The organism is Bordetella trematum (assembly GCF_900078335.1).
GTDB classification, from domain to species: Bacteria; Pseudomonadota; Gammaproteobacteria; order Burkholderiales; family Burkholderiaceae_B; genus Bordetella; species Bordetella trematum.
Genome location: NZ_FKBR01000019.1, coordinates 344387 through 364073 on the forward strand (window position 1 = coordinate 344387; position 19687 = coordinate 364073).

The 19687-nt window shown below is 67.8% G+C and carries 19 protein-coding genes; 11 read left to right on the forward strand and 8 right to left on the reverse strand.

The genetic code is table 11. The features are described 5' to 3' along the window. Positions 1 to 69 precede the first annotated feature (69 nt). Entirely contained in the window at positions 70 to 501 is a 432-nt protein-coding gene (locus tag A7V84_RS10290; RefSeq protein ID WP_063491863.1) for a DUF2946 family protein, read from the forward strand. 156 nt (positions 502 to 657) lie between these two features. Beyond that, entirely contained in the window at positions 658 to 1089 is a 432-nt protein-coding gene (locus A7V84_RS10295) for a hypothetical protein (RefSeq protein ID WP_127070774.1), read from the forward strand. A gap of 44 nt (positions 1090 to 1133) precedes the next feature. Here the strand turns inward: A7V84_RS10295 and prpF are convergent, their stop codons facing one another. The 4 genes from prpF to A7V84_RS10315 all read right to left on the reverse strand — a co-directional run bounded on the left by prpF (position 1134) and on the right by A7V84_RS10315 (position 6685). After that, positions 1134 to 2312, reverse strand: coding sequence for a 2-methylaconitate cis-trans isomerase PrpF (prpF, locus tag A7V84_RS10300; protein ID WP_033535449.1), 1179 nt, complete (start codon positions 2310 to 2312; stop codon positions 1134 to 1136). A 73-nt stretch (positions 2313 to 2385) separates the two neighbouring features. After that, positions 2386 to 4992: a Fe/S-dependent 2-methylisocitrate dehydratase AcnD gene (gene acnD / locus A7V84_RS10305; RefSeq protein ID WP_025512947.1), complete on the reverse strand. Its 2607-nt coding sequence runs from the start codon at positions 4990 to 4992 to the stop codon at positions 2386 to 2388. Further along, positions 4989 to 5702 carry a GntR family transcriptional regulator gene (locus A7V84_RS10310; RefSeq protein ID WP_025512946.1) on the reverse strand — a complete coding sequence of 238 codons (714 nt, stop codon included), beginning with the start codon at positions 5700 to 5702 and terminating at the stop codon, positions 4989 to 4991. Before A7V84_RS10310 ends, acnD begins: the two co-directional genes overlap by 4 nt. A gap of 56 nt (positions 5703 to 5758) precedes the next feature. Then, positions 5759 to 6685: a LysR family transcriptional regulator gene (locus A7V84_RS10315; RefSeq protein ID WP_025512945.1), complete on the reverse strand. Its 927-nt coding sequence runs from the start codon at positions 6683 to 6685 to the stop codon at positions 5759 to 5761. A 175-nt stretch (positions 6686 to 6860) separates the two neighbouring features. Here A7V84_RS10315 and A7V84_RS10320 point away from each other — a divergent pair, with 175 nt between their 5' ends. From A7V84_RS10320 to chrA, 5 genes are all read left to right on the forward strand, one after another. Then, entirely contained in the window at positions 6861 to 7757 is an 897-nt protein-coding gene (locus A7V84_RS10320) for an alpha/beta hydrolase (protein ID WP_033535448.1), read from the forward strand. Positions 7758 to 7780: 23 nt separating this feature from the next. Further along, a complete protein-coding gene (locus A7V84_RS10325; protein ID WP_033535447.1) occupies positions 7781 to 9079 on the forward strand; it encodes an MFS transporter in 1299 nt (432 codons plus the stop codon). A 28-nt stretch (positions 9080 to 9107) separates the two neighbouring features. Further along, entirely contained in the window at positions 9108 to 9836 is a 729-nt protein-coding gene (locus A7V84_RS10330) for an SDR family NAD(P)-dependent oxidoreductase (protein ID WP_025512942.1), read from the forward strand. Next, positions 9829 to 10650, forward strand: a complete 822-nt coding sequence (locus A7V84_RS10335) for an SDR family NAD(P)-dependent oxidoreductase (protein ID WP_063491864.1) — start codon at positions 9829 to 9831, stop codon at positions 10648 to 10650. Before A7V84_RS10330 ends, A7V84_RS10335 begins: the two co-directional genes overlap by 8 nt. A gap of 89 nt (positions 10651 to 10739) precedes the next feature. Beyond that, positions 10740 to 11969: a chromate efflux transporter gene (gene chrA, locus A7V84_RS10340; RefSeq protein WP_025512940.1), complete on the forward strand. Its 1230-nt coding sequence runs from the start codon at positions 10740 to 10742 to the stop codon at positions 11967 to 11969. A gap of 64 nt (positions 11970 to 12033) precedes the next feature. On the opposite strand, the gene A7V84_RS10345 is transcribed toward chrA, so the two are convergent. From A7V84_RS10345 to A7V84_RS10355, 3 genes are all read right to left on the reverse strand, one after another. Continuing rightward, positions 12034 to 13002, reverse strand: a complete 969-nt coding sequence (locus A7V84_RS10345; RefSeq protein WP_025512939.1) for a Bug family tripartite tricarboxylate transporter substrate binding protein — start codon at positions 13000 to 13002, stop codon at positions 12034 to 12036. A 529-nt stretch (positions 13003 to 13531) separates the two neighbouring features. Further along, positions 13532 to 15148, reverse strand: coding sequence for a gamma-glutamyltransferase (ggt, locus tag A7V84_RS10350; RefSeq protein ID WP_025512938.1), 1617 nt, complete (start codon positions 15146 to 15148; stop codon positions 13532 to 13534). A gap of 25 nt (positions 15149 to 15173) precedes the next feature. Further along, positions 15174 to 16157: a Bug family tripartite tricarboxylate transporter substrate binding protein gene (locus A7V84_RS10355; RefSeq protein ID WP_063491865.1), complete on the reverse strand. Its 984-nt coding sequence runs from the start codon at positions 16155 to 16157 to the stop codon at positions 15174 to 15176. A 99-nt stretch (positions 16158 to 16256) separates the two neighbouring features. On the opposite strand from A7V84_RS10355, the gene A7V84_RS10360 reads away from it, so the two are divergent. The 4 genes from A7V84_RS10360 to A7V84_RS10375 all read left to right on the forward strand — a co-directional run bounded on the left by A7V84_RS10360 (position 16257) and on the right by A7V84_RS10375 (position 19141). Further along, the gene (locus A7V84_RS10360; RefSeq protein ID WP_025512936.1) at positions 16257 to 17210 is read left to right on the forward strand and encodes a LysR family transcriptional regulator; all 954 of its coding nucleotides are present in this window, start codon (positions 16257 to 16259) and stop codon (positions 17208 to 17210) included. Positions 17211 to 17311: 101 nt separating this feature from the next. After that, a complete protein-coding gene (locus tag A7V84_RS10365; RefSeq protein ID WP_127070776.1) occupies positions 17312 to 17722 on the forward strand; it encodes a DUF2946 domain-containing protein in 411 nt (136 codons plus the stop codon). Positions 17723 to 17930: 208 nt separating this feature from the next. Then, positions 17931 to 18581, forward strand: a complete 651-nt coding sequence (locus A7V84_RS10370; RefSeq protein WP_412778650.1) for an SCO family protein — start codon at positions 17931 to 17933, stop codon at positions 18579 to 18581. 59 nt (positions 18582 to 18640) lie between these two features. Beyond that, positions 18641 to 19141, forward strand: a complete 501-nt coding sequence (locus tag A7V84_RS10375; RefSeq protein ID WP_063491866.1) for a copper chaperone PCu(A)C — start codon at positions 18641 to 18643, stop codon at positions 19139 to 19141. 38 nt (positions 19142 to 19179) lie between these two features. Here the strand turns inward: A7V84_RS10375 and A7V84_RS10380 are convergent, their stop codons facing one another. Further along, complete coding sequence (locus tag A7V84_RS10380) at positions 19180 to 19638, reverse strand: GNAT family N-acetyltransferase (protein WP_082832968.1); 459 nt, start codon at positions 19636 to 19638, stop codon at positions 19180 to 19182. Positions 19639 to 19687 lie beyond the last annotated feature (49 nt).

The window sequence follows — 19687 nt, forward strand, 5'->3', positions numbered from 1 at the left end:
TTACGACGATTATCAAAACATTGACAAGTGTCTAGGCATCGCCGGTGGGGACTGCATTAGAATCCCCGCATGGCTGCCATTGCCCCTTGGGGTCTTGCTTCGCTGTTAGGCCACGTCCGCGCCGCCCTGCCGTTGTGGGGCTTGCTGGCGGCCGTGCTGCTGCGCGGCCTGATCCCGGCCGGCTACATGCCGGACCCGGGTGCGCTCAAGCTGGGCCAGCTCGAACTGACCCTGTGCACGGCGAGCGGCGAGCGGCTCGCCTTTTCGCTGCCGGCGGAGGGCCTGGCCACGTCAGGCGCGCCGCACGACCATGGCGTGGCGTCGGATCCGGACTGCCCCTTCGGCCTGCTCTCGCAGGTGACGCCGGCCTTGCTGGCACTTGCCTTCTGGTGGCCCTGGCGCCCGTCGCAGCGCCTGGCGCGCCGCCGGGCCTGGGCTGCGCCACCTCCCGCTATCCGCCTGACCGGCCCCGCCCTGGGGCCACGCGCGCCTCCCTGTTGAGATTGCCGCGCGCTGCCCTGCTGGGCCGCGCGCCGAGACCCGGAGGGCCGGCCCTGTGCGCGCAGGCTGCGCGCAGCGCATGGCTCACTTGATCATCGGGTGTCCGGGCATGGCCCTGCCGCGAGGCGGCGGGCCTGCCGGGCTCAGGAGCGATCCATGTTGCGTAGACGATTATTGGCCAAAGGGGGCGGCGCCGATCGCCAGGCCCTGGCCGCAGGCTTGTTCGAGTTTCTGGGGCTGGTCGATGAAATCGGCCGGGGGGTGATGTTGCTCAAGCCCATGCTGCCGGCGGGTCGACGCCTGCTGGCGCAGGTGCTGGAAGAAATGGGACTGCCCAGACTCAGGGGCCGGGGCGGCTTTCAGCTGATGGGCGGGCGCACCGTCAGCATCCGGGAGCTGTCGGGAAAACCATTGGGCAAGGTCGGGCCGGTGATCTTCGGGCTCGATCTGGATGCCGAGGATCTGCGTTATCTCGAAAGCCTGCCGGACTGGCATGCCCTGGTTGAGGTCAGCACGGCCACGGGGCGCCTGCCGGCCCGGGCCGGGCAGGCGCCGGTAGAGATCATCTACGACGCCAGCCCGGCCTGAAGCCCGTGTGCGCCGCGCACGGCGTGGCGCACACGGGCGGCGGGTCAGCCGGGGATGCGGACCCAGCCTTCCATCAGCACGCGCGCGCTGCGCGACATGATGGCCTTGGTGACGGTCCACTCGCCATCGACCAGCTTGGCTTCGGCGCCCACGCGCAGGGTGCCCGAGGGGTGGCCGAAGCGCACGCCGTCGCGCTCGCCGCCGCCGGCGGCCTGGTTGACCAGGGTGCCCGGTACGGCGGCTGCCGTACCGATGGCCACCGAAGCCGTGCCCATCATGGCGTGATGCAGCTTGCCCATGGACAGGGCGCGCACCAGCAGGTCGACGTCGCCGGCGGCGATGGTCTTGCCGCTGGAGGCGACGTAGTCGGTGGGCGGGGCCACGAAGGCGACTTTGGGCGTGTGCTGGCGCGAAGCGGCTTCGTCCAGGGATTTGATCAGGCCCATGCGCAGCGCGCCGTGCGCGCGAATGGTTTCCAGGCGCGCGAGTGCGGCGGGATCGCCGTTGATGGCCTCCTGCAGTTCGGTGCCGTTGTAGCCCAGCGCCTCGGCCTGCAGGAAGATGGTCGGGATGCCGGAGTTGATCATGGTGGCCTGGAAGCTGCCCACACCCGGCACTTCCAGGGTGTCGACCAGATTGCCGGTGGGGAACATCGAGCCGCCTTCTTCGCCATCATCGGCCGGATCGAGGAACTCCAGGCGCACTTCGGCGGCGGGGAAGGTCACGCCGTCAAGCTCGAAATCACCCGTCTCCTGCACCGCACCGTCGGTGATGGGCACGTGGGCCACGATGGTCTTGCCAATATTGGCTTGCCAGATGCGCACCACGGCCACGCCGTTGCGCGGCACGCGGTCGGGGTCGACCAGGCCGTTGGTGATGGCGAAGGGACCCACGGCGGCCGACAGGTTGCCGCAGTTGCCGCTCCAGTCCACGAAGGGCTGGTCGATGGAGACCTGGCCGAACAGATAGTCCACGTCATGGTCGGGACGGCTGCTCTTGGCCAGGATGACGGTCTTGCTGGTGCTGGACGTGGCAGCGCCCATGCCGTCGATCTGTTTGCCGTAAGGGTCGGGGCTGCCGATCACGCGCAAGAGCAGGGCATCGCGCGCTGCGCCCGGGACCTGCGCGGCTTCGGGCAGATCCGTCAGTTTGAAGAACACGCCTTTGCTGGTGCCGCCGCGCATGTAGGTGGCGGGGATCCGGATCTGGGGTGCGTGGGCCATGCTGGCCTCCTGATAGCGGGGTTCGTAGGGGGGGCAGGCGGGCCGGCGCGATATCGCGCCCGCCCGCCCGGGATCAGCCTGCCTGGCGGGCTGCGTCGGCTTCCAGGAAGTCCTGGGCGAAACGCTGCAGCACGCCGCCGGCCTCATAGATCGACACTTCTTCGGCGGTGTCCAGACGGCAGGTCACCGGCACTTCGACCGTCTGGCCGTCGCGGTGATGGATGACCAGCGTCAGGTCGGCGCGCGGCTTGCGCTCGCCGATCACGTCATAGGTCTCGGTGCCGTCCAGGCCCAGCGTCTTGCGGTCGGTGCCGGGCTTGAACTCCAGCGGCAGCACGCCCATGCCGATCAGGTTGGTGCGGTGGATGCGTTCGAAGCCTTCGGCCACGATGGCTTCGACGCCGGCCAGGCGCACGCCCTTGGCGGCCCAGTCACGCGAGGAGCCCTGGCCATAGTCGGCGCCGGCAACGATGATCAGCGGCTGCTTGCGTTCCATGTAGGTTTCGATGGCTTCCCACATGCGCATGGTCTTGCCTTCGGGTTCGACGCGGGCCAGCGAGCCCTGGCGCACGTTCCCCTGCTCGTCGAGCACCATCTCGTTGAACAGCTTCGGGTTGGCGAAGGTGGCACGCTGCGCGGTCAGGTGATCGCCGCGGTGGGTCGCGTAGGAGTTGAAGTCCTCCTCGGGCAGGCCCATCTTGGCGAGGTATTCGCCGGCGGCGCTGTCGGCCAAAATGGCGTTCGACGGCGACAGGTGGTCGGTGGTGATGTTGTCGCCCAGCAGAGCCAGCGGACGCATGCCGCGCAGCGTGCGCTCGCCGGCCAGCGCGCCTTCCCAGTACGGCGGGCGGCGGATGTAGGTGCTTTGCGGACGCCACTGGTACAAGGGGCTCACGCTGCTGCGGCTTTCGGCGCGCACGGCGAACATGGGTTCGTACACCTTGCGGAACTGCTCCGGCTTGACCGAGGCCGCCACCACGGCGTCGATTTCTTCATCGCTGGGCCAGAGGTCCTTCAGGCGGATCTCCTTGCCGTCGGGGCCGACGCCCAGCACATCCTGCTCGATGTCGAAACGCATCGTGCCGGCGATCGCGTAGGCCACCACCAGCGGGGGCGAGGCCAGGAAGGCCTGCTTGGCATAGGGGTGGATGCGGCCATCGAAGTTGCGGTTGCCGGAGAGCACGGCGGTCGCATAGAGGTCGCGGTCGATGATTTCCTGCTGGATCACGGGGTCCAGCGCGCCCGACATGCCGTTGCAAGTGGTACAGGCAAAGGCCACCACGCCAAAGCCGAGTTTTTCCAGCTCGGCGGTCAGGCCGGCTTCGTCCAGGTACAGGGCCACGGCCTTGGATCCGGGAGCCAGCGAGGTCTTGACCCAGGGCTTGCGGCTCAGCCCGGCGCGGTTGGCGTTGCGCGCCAGCAGGCCGGCGGCGATCACGTTGCGCGGGTTGCTGGTGTTGGTGCAGCTGGTGATGGCGGCGATGATGACGGCGCCGTCGGGCATCAGGCCCGGCTCGTGCTGCACCGGCGCGGCGATGCCGCGTTCGGCCAGGTCGGACACTGCCAGGCGGCGATGCGGGTTGGACGGGCCGGCCAGGGTGCGCACCACGGAGGACAGGTCAAAGCGCAGCACGCGCTCGAATTCTGCCTTCTTGAGCGTGTCCGACCACAGGCCGGCTTCCTTGGCGTAGGTTTCGACCAGGCGCACCTGGGCATCGTCGCGGCCGGTCAGCTTGAGGTATTCGATGGTCTGGCTGTCGATGGAGAACATCGCCGCCGTGGCGCCGTACTCCGGCGCCATGTTGGAGATGGTGGCGCGGTCGCCCAGCGTCAGGCTGGCAGCGCCCTCGCCGTAGAACTCCAGATAGGCGCCCACCACCTTTTCCTTGCGCAGGAATTCGGTCAGTGTGAGCACGATGTCGGTGGCGGTGATGCCCGGCTGGCGGCGGCCGGTCAGTTCGACGCCGACGATATCCGGCAGGCGCATCCAGGACGCGCGGCCCAGCATGACGTTTTCGGCCTCCAGGCCGCCCACGCCGATGGCCAGCACGCCCAGCGCGTCGACGTGCGGGGTGTGGCTGTCGGTGCCGACCAGGGTGTCGGGGTAGGCCACGCCCTGCTGGGCCTGGATGACCGGCGACATGCGCTCCAGGTTGATCTGGTGCATGATGCCGTTGCCCGGCGGCACGACTTCGACGTTCTCGAAGGCTTCGCGGGTCCAGTCGATGAAGTGGAAGCGGTCTTCGTTGCGGCGGTCTTCGATGGCGCGGTTCTTCTCGAAGGCGTCGGGCTCGAAGCCGCCGTGCTCCACGGCCAGCGAGTGGTCAACGATCAGCTGCACGGGCACGACCGGATTCACCTTGGCCGGGTCGCCGCCTTTTTCGGCGATGGCATCGCGCAGGCCGGCCAGGTCCACCAGGGCGGTCTGGCCCAGGATGTCATGGCACACCACGCGGGCGGGGAACCACGGGAAATCCAGGTCGCGGCGACGTTCGATCAGCTGACGCAGCGCATCGTCGAGCATCGCCGGGTCACAGCGGCGCACCAGGTTCTCGGCCAGCACGCGCGAGGTATACGGCAGGCGCTCGTAGGCGCCGGGAGACAGCGCCTCGACGGCGGCGCGTGCATCGAAATAATCCAGGCTGGTGCCCGGCAGGGGCTTGCGATAGTTGGTGTTCATGCCTCGGTGCGCTCCAGGTTGCCCTGTGCGATCTGGTTTTCAATGTTGAGACGCGATGCGCGGATGTGGCGGCGCATCAGGAGTTCAGCCAATTCACCGTCGCCATCGCCGATGGCGTCGAGAATGCGGTGGTGCTCGGCGTAGGCCTGCCGGGGTCGGTGTGGCGTGGCCGAGTACTGGATTCGGTACATGCGGGCAAGCTGGTAGAGCTCGTCGCACAGCAGGCGGATCAGCATCTGGTTGCCGCTGGCCTGCACGATGCGATAGTGAAAGTCGTAGTCGCCTTCCTGGAGGTAGTAGCCGCGCCCGGACTGGAAGGCTTCGTCGCGTTCATGGGCCTGCAGCACGCGGCGCAGCTCATCCATGGCGGCCGGCGTGATGCGTTCGGCGGCCAGGCGGCAGGCCATGCCCTCGAGCGACTCGCGGATCTGGTAGAGCTCGCACAACTCCTGCTGCGACAGCGACACCACGCGCGCGCCCACGTGCGGCACGCGCACCAGCAGCTTCTGTCCTTCCAGGCGGTGGATGGCTTCACGCAGCGGCCCCCGGCTGATGCCGTAGGTGCGCGAGAGCTCCAGCTCCGAGACCTTGCTGCCCGGCGCAATCTCACCCTGGACAATGGCCGACAGGATCTGCCGGAAAGCCTGATCCGAGAGGGTTTCCGATTCACCGCCGCTGGGCAGGGGGAGGGGCAGGATTTTGGACTTCATGTCGACAATCGCTAAGCAGTTGGCCCTCGGATTATAGGAAAAACGTCCTGCAAAAGCTAGATTGTCAACAATCCGGGGCCTGGGGGGATGGTGCCGTGGCGTTGTGCGATACGCATGAGCAGGGCGTTGAGGTCGGCGATCACGCTGCGGGTGTCGTCGGCCCGCCAGGCCAGCGCCGAGGGCATGGCGGGCAGGTCGATGGGCACGAAGGCGATGTTGGGGGTGTCGTAGTAGCGCTGGGCGCGACGGGTGATCATGAAGACGCCCTGGCGCGAGGTGACGACCGAGATGGCTTCGCGGATGGTGCGCACGGTCGGGCCGTCGGCGATGGGGCGGCCGCTGGGGGTATAGCGCGGGAAGTGGTAGTCGCTCCACTCGTTGCTGACCGAGCCCGGCACCAGGCGCGCCAGTTTCTCGTGGGCCAGGCATTCGGGGCTGATCAGGGTTTCGCCGGCCAGGGGATGATCGCGCGGCACGCAGAGCATGCGCTGATCCAGCATCACGATGGGTCCGCGCCGCAGGCCTTCGCCGCCCAGCGGCAGGCGGCAGAAGGCGACATCGACTGCCCCATCGGTGATGGCGGAGAAGTGGCTCACGTAGGTCAGCTCCACAAACTCCAGGTTCACGCCGGGATAGAGCGCGGTGAATTCGCTGACCAGCGGCTGATGCAGCTCATAGAAGCCGCCGCCCAGAAAACCGATCTTGAGTTCGCGCTTGCGCCCGGACGCGATCAGCCGGCATTCCTGCCAGGCGGTGTTCAGGCGCAGCACGGCCGGCCCGGCCTCCTGGCGCAATGCCTCGCCCAGCGCAGTGAGCGCCACGCGCCGGCTGCTGCGATCGAAGAGGGCGCCGCCCAGGGCGTGTTCCAGATTGCGCACGGCCTCAGACACGCTGGACTGGCTCATGTGCAGGCGCTGGGCGGCATTGCCGAAATGCAGCAGTTCGGCCACGGCCAGAAAGCACTCCAGTTGTCGTAGTTCCATGAGATTCCTGTCGGGAGAGGGAAAATGATTGATCGGCAAAGCCGATCGATCGGGGTGTTTTTTCTGCTTGTTCGCCTTGGGGCCGCCTCGCATACTTTCGCCAGGAATTTTGAATCCTGGAGCGTGAAGTATGCAGTCTGGAAAGGGTTCCCGAGATGCCGGGAAAGGTCAAGCCATGTCGGGTGATCAATCGGTCGAATCGATTGAATTTACGGTGGCGGGCGACACGATCAGGGGGCGGTTCTATTTGCCGGCTGCAGGCGACGGGCCTTGGCCGGTGGTGGTGCTGGCGCATGGCTGGGCCATGAATGCCGGCGGCGACCTGGAAGACTATGCCGCCGCCTTCGTGGCGCGCGGCTGCGCGGCGTTGACCTTCGACTTCCGCCGGCTGGGCCGCAGCGACGGCCTGCCGCGCCAGGAAATCGATCCCTGGGCGCAGATCGAGGATTTCCGCGCGGCCATATCGTACGTGCGCCGGCGTGCCGAGGTGCGCCCGGACAAGGTAGGCATCTGGGGGTCGAGCTACAGCGGCGGCCATGTGCTGGTGGTGGCGGCTCTGGACCGTCGCGTGGCCTGCGTGGTGAGCCAGGTGCCGACCATCGATGGCCATGCCGCCGGGCAGCGCCGCGCCGGCGCCGCAGCGCTGCGCCAGCGGCTGCAGGACGACCGCGAGCAGCGCGATGCCGGCCTGCCGCCGGGCGAGATCGGCCTGATCGATCCGGACAGCACTGCGGCGGTGGCCTATCCCGGAAGAGACTCCTATGAGTACATGAGCGCCGAGGCGCGCCGTTGCCCGGCCTGGGAGAACCGCGTGACCCTGCGCTCGCTGGAGCTGGCGCGCGCCTATCTGCCTGGCGCCTATATCCGCCGCATCGCGCCCACGCCATTGCTGATGATCGTGGCCGACGACGATGTGCTGACGCCGACCGATCTGCAGCAGCGTAGTTATCAGCAGGCCTTTGAACCCAAATCGCTGTTGCAGCTGCCCGGCGGGCATTACAGCGTTTACCAGGAACACTTCGCGATCACCAGCCAGGCGGCCGCGGATTGGTTCGAGAAGCATCTCAAATAAATCATTCATCAGGAGGGGACACTATGGAACACCTACAACGCGCAACCGAGGGGCAGAAGAAATCCCTGCGCGCCGCCGCCATCGGCAATGCCCTGGAGTGGTTCGACTGGACGCTCTACGGCACCTTCTCGGTCTATCTGGCCGCCAATCTGTTTGAACGCGCCGATCCCAAATCGGCCCTGCTGGCGACGCTGGCCGTCTTTGCCGGGGGCTTTATCGCCCGGCCGGTCGGCGGCTGGCTGTTTGGCAAGGTGGGCGACACCATCGGGCGCAAGCGAACCCTGGTCATGACCATGATGCTGCTGGCGCTGAGCAGCGTGGGCATCGCCCTGATCCCGACCTATGACAGCATCGGGCTGGCCGCCTCGGGGTTGCTGCTGTTCTTTCGCCTGCTGCAGGGTCTGGCGCATGGCGGCGAGTCCGGCGTGTCGTATACCTATGTGGCCGAGATCGCGCCCAAGGAGCGGCGCGGCCTGTGGTCCAGCTCGGTGTTCGTCAGCGTGTCCATCGGCGTGATGGCGGCCACGGCCCTGGCCGCCGCGCTGGCCTCCGCCCTGGGCAGCGAGGCCATGGCCGACTATGGCTGGCGTATCGGCTTCGCCATGGGCGGGGTGGTGGGGCTGTATGCGCTGGTGCTGCGCCGCAGTGCCGAGGAGTCCGAGGTGTTTGCCGAGCAGCGCAGCGAGGCGGCGCCGGTCAAGCTGACGATGCGCCAGAAGCTGCGCATCGCCGTGAACATCGTGATGATTTCGGCGGCCTCGAATATTGCCTATTACACCTGGGTGACTTTTGCGCCGGCCACGGCCATCGCCCAGGGCATGGACGCCGCCGGCGCCTACCGGGCCAGCCTGATGGCGCAGTTGCTGTGCCTGTTCTGGCTGCCTGTCTGCGGCTGGCTGTCGGACCGCTTCGGTCGCAAGCCGGTGGTCATCGCCTGGGGCCTGTCGGTGATGGCCGTGACCTACCCGATCTCGGTGATCGTCACGACTGAACCGATGTCGTTGTTCATTGCCCAGGGGCTTGGCCTGGCGGCGTGGTCGCTGATCGCGGCGATCTATCCGGCCATCGTGTCCGAGCAGGTGCCGACGCAGGCGCGCGCCCAGGGCGTGGGCCTGGTGTCTTCGCTGTCGGTGGCCATTTTCGGCGGCACCGCGCCCTATCTCAATGCCTACCTGTCCGGCAGCGGACAGCACCACGTCTACCTCATCTACGTGATGGTGCTGGGCTTGCTGGCGGTGGTGGCGGGCTTCCTGATCCGTGAAACCAAGGGAGTGGACCTGGCCGATATCCGTGCAGACGGATCGCTGGCCACGGACCGCTGAATCGACTTCTCTACAACGTGGCTCAACGATGGAAAAACTGAATAGTCTTATCGACCTGTCCGGCAAGGTGGCCGTGGTGACCGGGGCGGCCGGCGGTATCGGCGCCCGGATCGTGCAGACGCTGCGTGCGGCGGGCGCCACGGTGGTGCCCACCGACATCCAGCCGCAGCCGGGGCAGGACGACTTCATGACGCTGGATGTCGGCGAGGTGGCGCAGATCGATGCGCTGGCCGCGACGGTGGCGCAGCGCCACGGACGGCTGGACATCTGGGTCAGCAACGCCGGCATGCTCGCACGCTCGCCGGCCCTGGAACTGACGCCGCAAGCCTGGGACCGGAGCCTGAACGTCAACCTGCGCTCGGCGGTCTTCGGCGCGCGGGCGGCGGCGCGTCATATGGCGCCGGGCGGCGCCATTGTGAACCTGTCGAGCTATGCCGGGCTCAAGGCGAGGCCCAATTGCGTGGACTACGCCGCCGCCAAGGCGGGTGTGCATCACGCCACCAAATGCCTGGCGCTGGAGTTCGGCGAACGGGGAGTGCGCGTCAACGCGATTGCGCCGGGCTACATCGACACCGTGATGAGCAGCTGGATGCACGCCGATGCCGCCCTGCGCGATCAGTACCTGGCCAAGATCCCGCTGGGGCGCCTGGGCGAGCCGCAGGAAGTGGCCAATGGCGTGCTGTATCTCGTCAGCCCGCTGTCTTCGTATGTGACCGGCCATACGTTGGTCATCGATGGGGGATGCATGCATGGATGACTTCTGGAGCGGCCGCACGGTGGTCGTGAGCGGCGCGGCGCGCGGTCAGGGCGCCGCCGAGGTCCGGGCGCTGTTCGATGCCGGGGCCTGCGTCATCGCGCTGGACCTGGACGACGATCTGGCTCACTGGGAGGGGCTGCGCGAGCACTGTCGCAGCGATCCGCAGCGCCTGCGCATCCAGGCCCTGGATGTGGCTGACGAGGTCGCCTGGGCTGCGCTGGCCGGGCGGCTGCGCGCAGAAGGCGTGGCCCTGCACGGGCTGATCAACAATGCCGGCATCACGCTGCGCAAGACCGTGACGCAGACCTCGGCGCCCGAATGGGAGCGGGTGATGGCCGTCAACCTGTCGGGGGCGTTTTTCGCCATCCATCACCTGGCCGGCCTGATGCCGGCGGGCGCGTCGATCGTCAATATTTCTTCCACGGCCGGCCTGACGGGGTATTTCAGCGCCGCCTACACCGCCAGCAAATGGGGCTTGCGCGGCTTGACCAAGGCGGCCGCCATCGAGCTGGCCCAGCGCCAGATCCGGGTCAACTGCATCTGTCCCGGCCTGGTGGACACGCCCATGACGCGCACGCCCAATGCCGAACACGATGCGGCGCGCGCGGCGCAGTTCTATGAGGGCAACCGCCTGGCCACGCCGCTGGGCAGGGGGGCCGATCCGCAGGAGATCGCCCAGGTGGCGCTGTTCCTGCTAAGTCCGCAGTCCTCCTACATCACCGCCGCGGACATCCCGGTCGAAGGCGGCATGATCGGCGGCGGGCTCTATTGGCAGATCGGTTTGCGCAGCGGCAGCCTGCAAGCCGGCGCCTGAACTGGCGCAGCCTGTCCGCAGGCGATAGAGTGGCGGCCTGGGCGGCGCGATGGCGCCGCCCAGGCCTGTTGTCTGTCTGGAGCCTGCGCATGTCTCTGTCTTCCCCCTCCCCGGACGCTGCCGGGTCCCCGGCGGCGCGTGGCTCGCCGCTGGAAGTGCTGCTTGCCTTCTTCCGGCTTGGCCTGATGTCCTTTGGCGGGCCGGTGGCGCATCTGGGATATTTTCGCAACGAATTCGTGGCGCGCCGGCGCTGGCTGGACGACCAGGCCTATAGCGATCTGGTCGCCTTGTGCCAGTTCTTGCCGGGGCCGGCCAGCAGCCAGGTGGGCTTTGCGCTGGGTTTGCAGCGCGCCGGCTGGCTCGGAGGGCTGGCGGCCTGGGTGGCTTTCACGCTGCCCTCGGCGCTGTTGCTGATGGCCTTCGCCTATGGGGCCATGCATGGCAGCGGCCCGCTGGCCGCCGGCTTGGGGCAGGGCCTGATGATCGCCGCCGTGGCCGTGGTGGCCCAGGCGGTATGGGGAATGGGGCGTGCGCTTTGCCCGGACCGTCCGCGCGCCGGGCTGGCCGTGGGCGCGGCCTTGCTGGCGCTGGCCTGGCCAGGGTCGGGCGGGCAGCTGGCCGCCATTCTGGGCGGAGCGGTCTTTGGTGCGTGGAAGCTGGCGGGAGCGCCGGCGCCGGCCTTGCGCGAGGCGGGCTGTCCGGTGTCGCCCCGGCAGGGCGTCGCGCTGCTGGGCGTGTGCGCGCTGTTGTTGCTGGGCCTGCCCTGGCTGGCCTTCTGGCTGGGCGGGCTGGCGCTGCCTGCGGTGGCCACGGTGTTTCAGGCCGGCGCGCTGGTGTTCGGCGGCGGACACGTGGTGCTGCCTCTGCTGGAGGCCGGCGTGGTGGAAACCGGTTGGGTGGGCGAGGCCGTGTTTCTGGCCGGCTACGGCGCGGCGCAGGCGGTGCCCGGGCCTTTGTTCAGTTTCGCCGCCTATCTGGGAATGGTGATGCCGGCGCCGTTTGGCGGCTGGCTGGGCGGGCTGGTCCTGCTGGTGGCGGTGTTCGCCCCGGGGCTGTTGTTGGTCGCGGGCGTGCTGCCGTTCTGGGAGCGCTGGCGTCGTCATGCGCTGGCGCCGCGCATCCTGGCGGGCGTGAATGCTGCGGTGGTGGGGATTCTGCTGGCCGCACTGTACGACCCCGTCTGGACCAGCGCGATCACTGATCGTGCCGCGTTTGCCGTGGGGCTGGCCGCGTTCGGGCTGTTGGTGGTGGGGCGTGCGCCGCCGCTGCTGGTGGTCGCCGGCTGTGCGCTGGCGGGCGTGTCGATGGCGTTGGTATGAGCGCCCGGGCCGGCGGGCCCGGGCGGAGGCGGCGGCGTGACAGCGTGCCGCCCGCCAGGCCGGCTTACTTGTTCTTCAGGCCGGCCTTTTCGATGATGGGCGTCCAGGTCTGGAAGTCCTGGGCGATGGTTTCGGTCAGCGCCTGACCATCGGCGAACTCGATCTGCATCAGCTTGTTCAGCTTGGCCTGGATGGCCGGTTCCTGCAGGCTGGCGCGCACCGCCTCCTGCACTTCCTTGACGAAGGCCGGGTTTTCGCCGCTGCCGGCCACCACGCCGTACCACAGCTCGCTTTCGACGTCGGTCACGCCCAGTTCGTTGAGCGTGGGGATCTCCGGCATGATGTCGGTGCGATTTTTGCCGAAGGTGGCCAGCACCTTGATCTTCCCGGCGCGGTGGCGCTCTACGTAATCGGAGATGGTGTCGATGGCCGCGTCGATCTGGCCGCCCATGAGGTCGTTGGCCATGGGGGCGCCACCCTGGTAGGCGATCGGGTTGGCTTCCAGGCCGGTGGCCGCCGCCAGGCGCAGGCCGCTCAGGTGCGAGAAGCTGGCCGGGCCGTTGGTGCCATAGGCAAAGACCTTATCGGTCTTGTAGCCATCCAGGAATTCCTTGAAATTGTTTGCCTTGTTCTGCGGCGACACAGCCAGCGCCATCGGCACCTGGCCGACCTTGGCCACGCCGACGAAGTCCTTGCCGAAGTCGAAGTTCGAGCCCGTCTCGAACACGATCGAGGTGATGACCATGCTGGTCAGGCCCAGCAGCACATAAGAGCCGTCGCGCGGCGCGTTCTTCAGCGCGATCAGGCCGACACGTCCGCCGCCGCCGCCGCGGTTTTCCACCACGACCGTGCGCTTGAGCTTGTGCTTGAGGTCTTCGGCCAGCAGGCGCGCGATCACGTCGGTGCTGCCTCCGGCAGGGTAGGGCACGATGATGGTCAGCGGTTTGCTCTGGGCGGTGGCTGCCTGGGGCAGGCCAAAGGCGGCGCAGGTGGCCATCAGGGCCATGGCGAGTTTGCGGCGGAGAAGATTCATGTGTGTTCCTTGAACAGAGATTTCGCGGCTGGGCCGTGAGAGAACTGCAAACAAAAACAACAATGGCAGGAAAATCGCCCGCAAGACAGTGCCGCGGGTGGCGATCCCGGCATGGCCAGGATCTGGAAAGCTTCGGGAAGGCGGGAGCACGGTGCGACGGCTTTCCGTCAACTTCGGCAACGCATTTTTTGAGTTGTTCGAGGCCGTGATGGGGCCGCTCGGGCAAGCCGCCAAGGATAAGCAAAAATTACTATTTAATGATTTTTATGCATTAACTATATGTACCCGCCTCATGTAACGAGGAGCGGATTTTGCATAAAAATCGTCATTTGGGCTTCAGGGGATAACCCTGGTATGCCTGGATGCCCTGTCCGCAGGGCCAGGCAGGCCACGCCGTCCGCCGGCGGGCAAAGCTTGCACTTGGCTTGCAGGCAGGGTCCGGCCCGACGCCTGCGGCGTGTGGGCAAAAAAAAACGGGCGGCCTGCCGTTGTCCGGCAGGTCGCCCGTCGGGCTGCGGCATCCGCCCGTTCAGAGCGCGTAGGCCACGCCGTCGCGTCCGGGGTCGGCTCCGCCTTCGAGTTCGCCGTCCTCGCGCAGCCTGATGGCATGCACCCAGCCGATGGTGTAGCCGAAGGGGTTGCGCGCCACTGGATAGCCCGCCGCTTGCAGGGCGTCGGTGGTGCGGCGCGGGATGCGGTTGCAGACGTCGATCATGTCACTGGTCGACGAAAAGCGCGGCGCCGACACGGCCTGCTGCATGTCCATGCCGAACTCGAACACATTGAGCAGGGTCTGCAACACGCCCATGGCGATCTGGGTGCCGCCGGGCGCGCCCAGCACGATCTCCGGCCGGTCATCCTTGAAGACGATGCTGGGGCAGGAGGACGTGAAGCGCGACTTGCCCGGGGCGATGCTGCCGGCGCGGCCCGGGCGCGGATCGAATACGCCCATGCAGCCGTTGTACATGAAGCCCAGCCCCGGCGTGATGACGCCCGAGGGCATGCCCAGCGAGTGGGTCAGCGCGACACAGTTGCCGTCGTTGTCCACCACCGAGAGGTGGGTCGTGTCGCGCGGCACCACGGCTGCGCTGTCCAGGCGCGTGACGCGGGCGCGCTCGCCGGCCCGTATGGCGGCGGCGGCCTCGGCCGCATACGCTTTGGAGAGGATGCGTTCCAGCGGCACCTCGACAAAGGCCGGATCGCCGATGAAGCGGTCTTTGTCGGCGGTGGCGATCTTCATGGCTTCGCAGACCGCCTGGATGTACTCGGGGCTGTTGTGCGCCAGGCCCTGAAGCTCGAAGGCTTCGAGGATGTTCAGCATCTCCAGCAGCATGGCGCCGCCGCCGGGCGGCTGGTTGGTGGTGATGCGGCGGTTCTTGTAGCTGCCCAGCAGGGGCGGCGTGCAGCGCACGTCGTAGTGCGCCAGGTCGTCCAGGCTGAGGATGCCGCCGGCACCCTGGATGTCGTCGATCATGCGGCGCGCGATGTCGCCGCGATAGAAGCTGTCGTGGCCCTCTTGCGCCAGCTGCTCCAGCGTGTCGGCATAGTCGGGGTTGGACAGGGGCGCGCCGATGGGCTTGGGCGAACCGTCGGCGCGGCAATACATCTGCCGGCCGCTGGCGCTGTAGGCCAGGCGTTCGCGGTTAGCCGCCCGCCCGGCCATGGGCTCATCGCTCCAGAACAGGTGCATGGCGGGCCGCACGAAATAGCCCTCGCGGGCCCAGGCGATGGCCGGTTGCAGCAGTTCGCGCCATGGCATCGTACCGTGACGCTGGTGCAGCCGGCTCAATCCCATCAGCGTGCCGGGCACGCCGATGGATTGGGGGCCCAGGTCGTTCAGGCGGCCGCGGATGGAAAAGCCGAAGCCATCGCGCGCCTCGCCTTCCAGCAGATGCTCCCACATGTCGGGGCGGGCCGCCGCGGGCGCCGGGGCGTGGAAATCGACATACTCGTGCTGTCCGCTGCCGGGGCGGTAGACGGCCGCCGTGCCGAAGCCGGCGATGCCGCACATCAGCGGATCGACGACGGTCTGCGCCAGGGCGCAGGCCACGGCGGCATCGATCGCGTTGCCGCCTGCGCGCAGCACCTCGATGCCGGATTCGGCAGCCTCGGGCTGCGGGCAGACGACCATTCCTTTGCGCTTCATGTGGGTTCCTTTGCGGCGCGTTGCGTCAGTTCAGTTTGATGTCCAGATCGCCGATGGCCTCTTGCCATTTCTGCGTGTCGCGTTCGGTCAGCGACTGCAGCATGTCGGCCGGACCGGGCATGGGCTGGGCCTGCACGGCGCCCAGCGTCTGCAGCACCGCGGGCTGCGCCAGGAAAACCTGGGTGGCCTGGTGCAGCTTCTCGATGGCTTCGGGCGGCGTGCCGCTGCGTGCGGCGATGCCGCTCCAGCCAATGTTCTCCAGCCCCTTGACGCCGATCTCGGCGGCGGTCGGCACGTCCGGCAGTTCCGGCAGCCGGGCGTCGGCGAACACCAGCAGCGGCGTGATCTTGCCCTGCTTGATCAAGGGCAGCGCGCTGGTGACGACCGGCGCCATGACGTCCGTGGTGCCGGCGATGGTGGCCATCAGGCCGTCGGGTTCGCCGCGAAAGGGGATGTGCAGCATCTGCATGCCGGTCTGCTTCATCAGCAGTTCGACCACCAGATGGGTCGAGTTGCCGTTGCCCGAGGAGGCGAAGGTGATGGCCTCCGGCTTGGCGTTGACCTTCTCGCGCAGTTGATCGAAGTTCTCCAGGCCGCTGGCGGGGCTGGAGACCAGCACGAAGGGCACGGTAGTCAGCATGCCTACGCTGCTGAAGTCTTTCTCGGGCGAGTACGACAGCGGCTTGTAGACGAATTTGTTCAAGACCATCTGCGACACGCCGGCCAGAAACAGGGTGTGGCCGTCGGCGGGTTGCGACAGCACGAACTGTGCGGCGATGGTGCCGCCGGCGCCCGGGCGGTTCTCCACGATGACCGGCGTGCCCAGTGTTTTGCCCACGCTCTCGGCCCACATGCGGGCGGTCTGGTCGGTGGCGCCGCCGGCTTGCTGGGACACCACGATACGGATCGGGCGGGACGGGAAGTCGGCTACGGCGGCCGAGGCGGCAGTCAGGCCGCAGGTCAGGGCCAAGGCCTGGGCAAGGCGAGGAAGGGTGAAGGAAAGTCTCAAGGTCGTTCCCCTGTTCTGGTTCTGAAAGCGGCGAGTATATCTTTGTATTTACTGGTAAATTTGCAAAAACCCGGATGAAATTTTTTGCTTGGATCATGAATGGAAGCTCATAGTTTCGACGCCACCAGCACCGCCTGGGCGCGCAGCCTGAAGATGCGGCACCTGGAATATTTCCTGGTGCTCGACAGTTCGGCGACCCTTTCGGAGGCGGCCCAGAAACTGCACATGACGCAGTCGGCGATCTCGCATTGGCTCAACGAACTGGAGGCCATGGCCGGCATGAAACTGGTGCAGCGCGGGCGGCGCGCGCGGCTGACGCCGGCCGGCCAGGCCTTGCGCCAGCTGGCCGTGCGCGTGCTGGGCGATGTGGCGCGCACCCATACCGAACTGGAGTTGCTGTCGGCCGGCTCGGCCTCGAGCATTCGCGTGGGCAGCGTCACGGCCGGGCTGGCCTATCTGCTGCCGCGCGCGATCTGCGCATTCCAGGCGCGCCATCCCGACGTGTCGATCCACATCACGGAGGCGGTCTTTGCGCAGTTGCTGGCCCAGCTGGAAGCGCGCGACCTGGACATCGTGGTGGGCGTGATGGATGCGCGCGCCCATGCGCCGGGGCTGCGCCACGAGGTGCTGTTCGAGGACCGCACCGTGGCCATCGTGCGCCCGGGCCATCCCCTGTGCACGCGCCCGGCGGTCGGCTGGAGCGATCTGCTGGACTATCGCTGGATCATGCCGGCCGGGCAGACCATGATGCGCAGCCAGCTCGATCGCGTGCTGCTGGAGCATGGCGGGGCAGGCGTGCTGCCCGCCATCGAGACGGCCTCGGTCGTCACCGTGGAATCGGTGCTGCGGCGCACGGACTACGTTGCCGTGTGCTCGGCGTCGCTCGGGCGGCATCTGCACCAGTTGGGGCTGGTGCATGCCTTGCCGCTGAGCACGGGCTTCGGGCCGGTGGGGGCGGTGTATCGTGAAGGCGAGGCGCAGCCCCGCGTGGTCGAGTTCCTGCAGGCCTTGCGCGCCTCGGCCTTGCGGGTGGATGACGACGCCGAGGCCTGAGGCGCGGGGCGCAAATCCGTGCTGCGGCGTGGTGCGCCCGAATGACGCACCCCATGCAAACCCCTGCTCCCCAGGCTGCGATGTGTACTAGAATGCGCCGCATGTCTACCTCCCGGGACCTCGCGACGCCGCAAGCCGGCCTGGCCTGGCGGATTCTGATCTGCCTGGCGCTGGCCGTCTTCGTGATGCGCGCGGCGGTTCCCGGCGGCTATATGGCCGCCGAGCCCTCGTCTCCGTTGCTGATTACGCTGTGCAACGGTTCGCAGGCCATGTCCGTGCCTTTCGAGTTGCCCGGACCGGCGCACGATGCGCCGCAGCACGCCGGCGATGCCGCCTGCGTTTTCGGTTCTCTGGCCTTGCAGGCGGTGCTGCCCGACAGCGGCCTGGTGCCGGCAGCGGGCCTGCTGCGGATGTCCGCCGTTGCGTCGTGGCCCCAGCCGCGTGCGCTGCCGGCCATGCCTGCCCAGGGCCCGCCGCTGGGCTCGCGTGCCCCGCCTGTGCTGCCTGCCTGAGGCTATCGGCGGCATGCCTGAGCGCATGCCCGGCCAGGAGCACGCAGTTCATGCCGGCGCCCGCGCGCCATCTCCTTCGCCGACGCCATAGCCGTCACGGGCGCAGTCTGCTGCGCCCCGGGCGCCCGCCGTCTTCCTGGCGGCAGGCTGGCACGAGGGTCCGCCATGCAACGCGGCCCTTGGCAATGCGTTTTGCAGGGGGAGAATGATGTCTACCCAAACCTATCTGTTGCAGGCGCCGGTCGCGGCCGGCCGCCGTCGCTGGCTGCGTGCCGCCGCCCTGCTGGCGGGCGGGCTTTGCCTGGCCGCGTTGACGGGCTGCTCGTCCGGCGAGCCGGACATGAATGGCCTGGACATGTCCAAGGCCGATTTGGGCAAGGATTTCTCGCTCATGGGCACCGATGGCCAGCGCCATCGGCTGGCGGATTTCCGCGGCAAGGCGGTCCTGGTTTTCTTTGGTTTCACCCAATGCCCCGATGTCTGCCCGACCGCGCTCACGCGCGTGCTGCAGGCCAAGGAAATGCTCGGCGCCGACGGCGACCGTCTGCAGGTCATCTTCATTACCGTCGACCCCGAGCGCGACACGCCCGATGTGCTGAAGGCCTATGTCGAAGCCTTCGACCCCGGCTTTCTGGGCCTGTACGGCAGCCCCGCCGAGATCCGCGACACCGCGCGCGAGTTCAAGGCGTTCTACCAGAAGATCCCCACGGGCAGCTCTTACACGATGGACCATTCGTCCTTCAACTATCTGTATGACCCGCAGGGCCGCCTGCGCGTGGCGCTGCAGCATACGCAACCGGCGCAGGCCTTCGCCAGCGACATCCGCCAGGTGCTCGCCACCGACAGGCCCGCTTCCTGACACCCCGACCCGGCGTTCGTCAAGGACGCCATTTTGATACGACTTTCAAGGAGAAAACGATGCAGACTTTTTGGCAACGCATGGCAGTGTGTGGCGCGGGCATGATGCTGGCCGGCGCGGTTCAGGCGCAGGTGACGGTCAGCGACGCCTGGGTGCGCGCCACCGTGCCCGGACAGAAATCCACCGGCGCCTTCATGACGCTGCAGGCGGCCCAGGACGCCAAGCTGGTGGGAGCCAAATCCGACGTGGCGGCGGCCACCGAAGTGCATGAAATGAAGATGGAAGGCGACATCATGCGCATGCGCGAGGTCGACAGCGTGACGCTGCCGGCCGGGCATGCGGTCGAGCTCAAGCCGGGCGGCTACCACATCATGCTGCTGGACGTGAAGCAGCAGATGAAGGCCGGCGATCATGTCGAGCTGACCCTGGAGACCGAGGACGCCAATGGCAAGCGTCACAGCCAGCAGGTACAGGCCGAGGTGCGTCCGCTGACCGCCGCCGGCGGTGGCGGCCATGGCGGCCATGGCGGCCACGGCGGCCATGGCGGCCACGGTCACTGAGTCATGCGCCGGGCGGGCTCGCCGCCCGGCCCGGCGTGTCATGTCGCCAGTGAATAAAGGCGCAACTCGGCGCGCTCATGCGCGCCGCTTGCCTGCCAGAAGGCCCTGCCTTCGGCGTTGTCGGCGAACACCATCAGATGGCATTTCTCGATGCCGCAGGCGCGCAGCGCCGCCATGCCGGTCTGCACCAGAGCCTGACCCAGGCCCTGGCGGCGTACCCGCGTGTCCACGGCCAGGTGGTGGATGAGGCCGCGGCGGCCATCATGGCCGCACAGCATCGTGCCCACCAGGTCGGTGTCGCGCCATGCCGTCAGGCTCAGGCCGGGGTTGCGTTCCAGATAGCGCAGGATGGCCGGGCGTTCGTCGGCGCTGCTCAGGCCGACGCCAGGGGTGCGCTGCCACAGCGCACAGGCGGCGTCGTAGTCGGCCGGGCCGAAGGCGGCCAGGCGGATGCCGGCGGCAGCCAGCGTGGACGGGGTGGGGGGAATCGCGCTCATGGGGTCTCCAGGGGTGGGGCCTCGGTCCCGTGGCCGGACACCGCCCGGC

What these genes read in the sequence shown, in the direction of transcription:
- A7V84_RS10290 (WP_063491863.1), top strand. Translation starts at nt 70, where the DNA reads ATGGCTGCCATTGCCCCTTGGGGTCTTGCTTCGCTGTTAGGCCACGTC.
- A7V84_RS10295 (WP_127070774.1), top strand. Translation starts at nt 658, where the DNA reads ATGTTGCGTAGACGATTATTGGCCAAAGGGGGCGGCGCCGATCGCCAG.
- prpF (WP_033535449.1), bottom strand. Translation starts at nt 2,312, where the DNA reads ATGGCCCACGCACCCCAGATCCGGATCCCCGCCACCTACATGCGCGGC.
- acnD (WP_025512947.1), bottom strand. Translation starts at nt 4,992, where the DNA reads ATGAACACCAACTATCGCAAGCCCCTGCCGGGCACCAGCCTGGATTAT.
- A7V84_RS10310 (WP_025512946.1), bottom strand. Translation starts at nt 5,702, where the DNA reads ATGAAGTCCAAAATCCTGCCCCTCCCCCTGCCCAGCGGCGGTGAATCG.
- A7V84_RS10315 (WP_025512945.1), bottom strand. Translation starts at nt 6,685, where the DNA reads ATGGAACTACGACAACTGGAGTGCTTTCTGGCCGTGGCCGAACTGCTG.
- A7V84_RS10320 (WP_033535448.1), top strand. Translation starts at nt 6,861, where the DNA reads ATGTCGGGTGATCAATCGGTCGAATCGATTGAATTTACGGTGGCGGGC.
- A7V84_RS10325 (WP_033535447.1), top strand. Translation starts at nt 7,781, where the DNA reads ATGGAACACCTACAACGCGCAACCGAGGGGCAGAAGAAATCCCTGCGC.
- A7V84_RS10330 (WP_025512942.1), top strand. Translation starts at nt 9,108, where the DNA reads ATGGAAAAACTGAATAGTCTTATCGACCTGTCCGGCAAGGTGGCCGTG.
- A7V84_RS10335 (WP_063491864.1), top strand. Translation starts at nt 9,829, where the DNA reads ATGGATGACTTCTGGAGCGGCCGCACGGTGGTCGTGAGCGGCGCGGCG.
- chrA (WP_025512940.1), top strand. Translation starts at nt 10,740, where the DNA reads ATGTCTCTGTCTTCCCCCTCCCCGGACGCTGCCGGGTCCCCGGCGGCG.
- A7V84_RS10345 (WP_025512939.1), bottom strand. Translation starts at nt 13,002, where the DNA reads ATGAATCTTCTCCGCCGCAAACTCGCCATGGCCCTGATGGCCACCTGC.
- ggt (WP_025512938.1), bottom strand. Translation starts at nt 15,148, where the DNA reads ATGAAGCGCAAAGGAATGGTCGTCTGCCCGCAGCCCGAGGCTGCCGAA.
- A7V84_RS10360 (WP_025512936.1), top strand. Translation starts at nt 16,257, where the DNA reads ATGGAAGCTCATAGTTTCGACGCCACCAGCACCGCCTGGGCGCGCAGC.
- A7V84_RS10365 (WP_127070776.1), top strand. Translation starts at nt 17,312, where the DNA reads ATGTCTACCTCCCGGGACCTCGCGACGCCGCAAGCCGGCCTGGCCTGG.
- A7V84_RS10370 (WP_412778650.1), top strand. Translation starts at nt 17,931, where the DNA reads ATGTCTACCCAAACCTATCTGTTGCAGGCGCCGGTCGCGGCCGGCCGC.
- A7V84_RS10375 (WP_063491866.1), top strand. Translation starts at nt 18,641, where the DNA reads ATGCAGACTTTTTGGCAACGCATGGCAGTGTGTGGCGCGGGCATGATG.
- A7V84_RS10380 (WP_082832968.1), bottom strand. Translation starts at nt 19,638, where the DNA reads ATGAGCGCGATTCCCCCCACCCCGTCCACGCTGGCTGCCGCCGGCATC.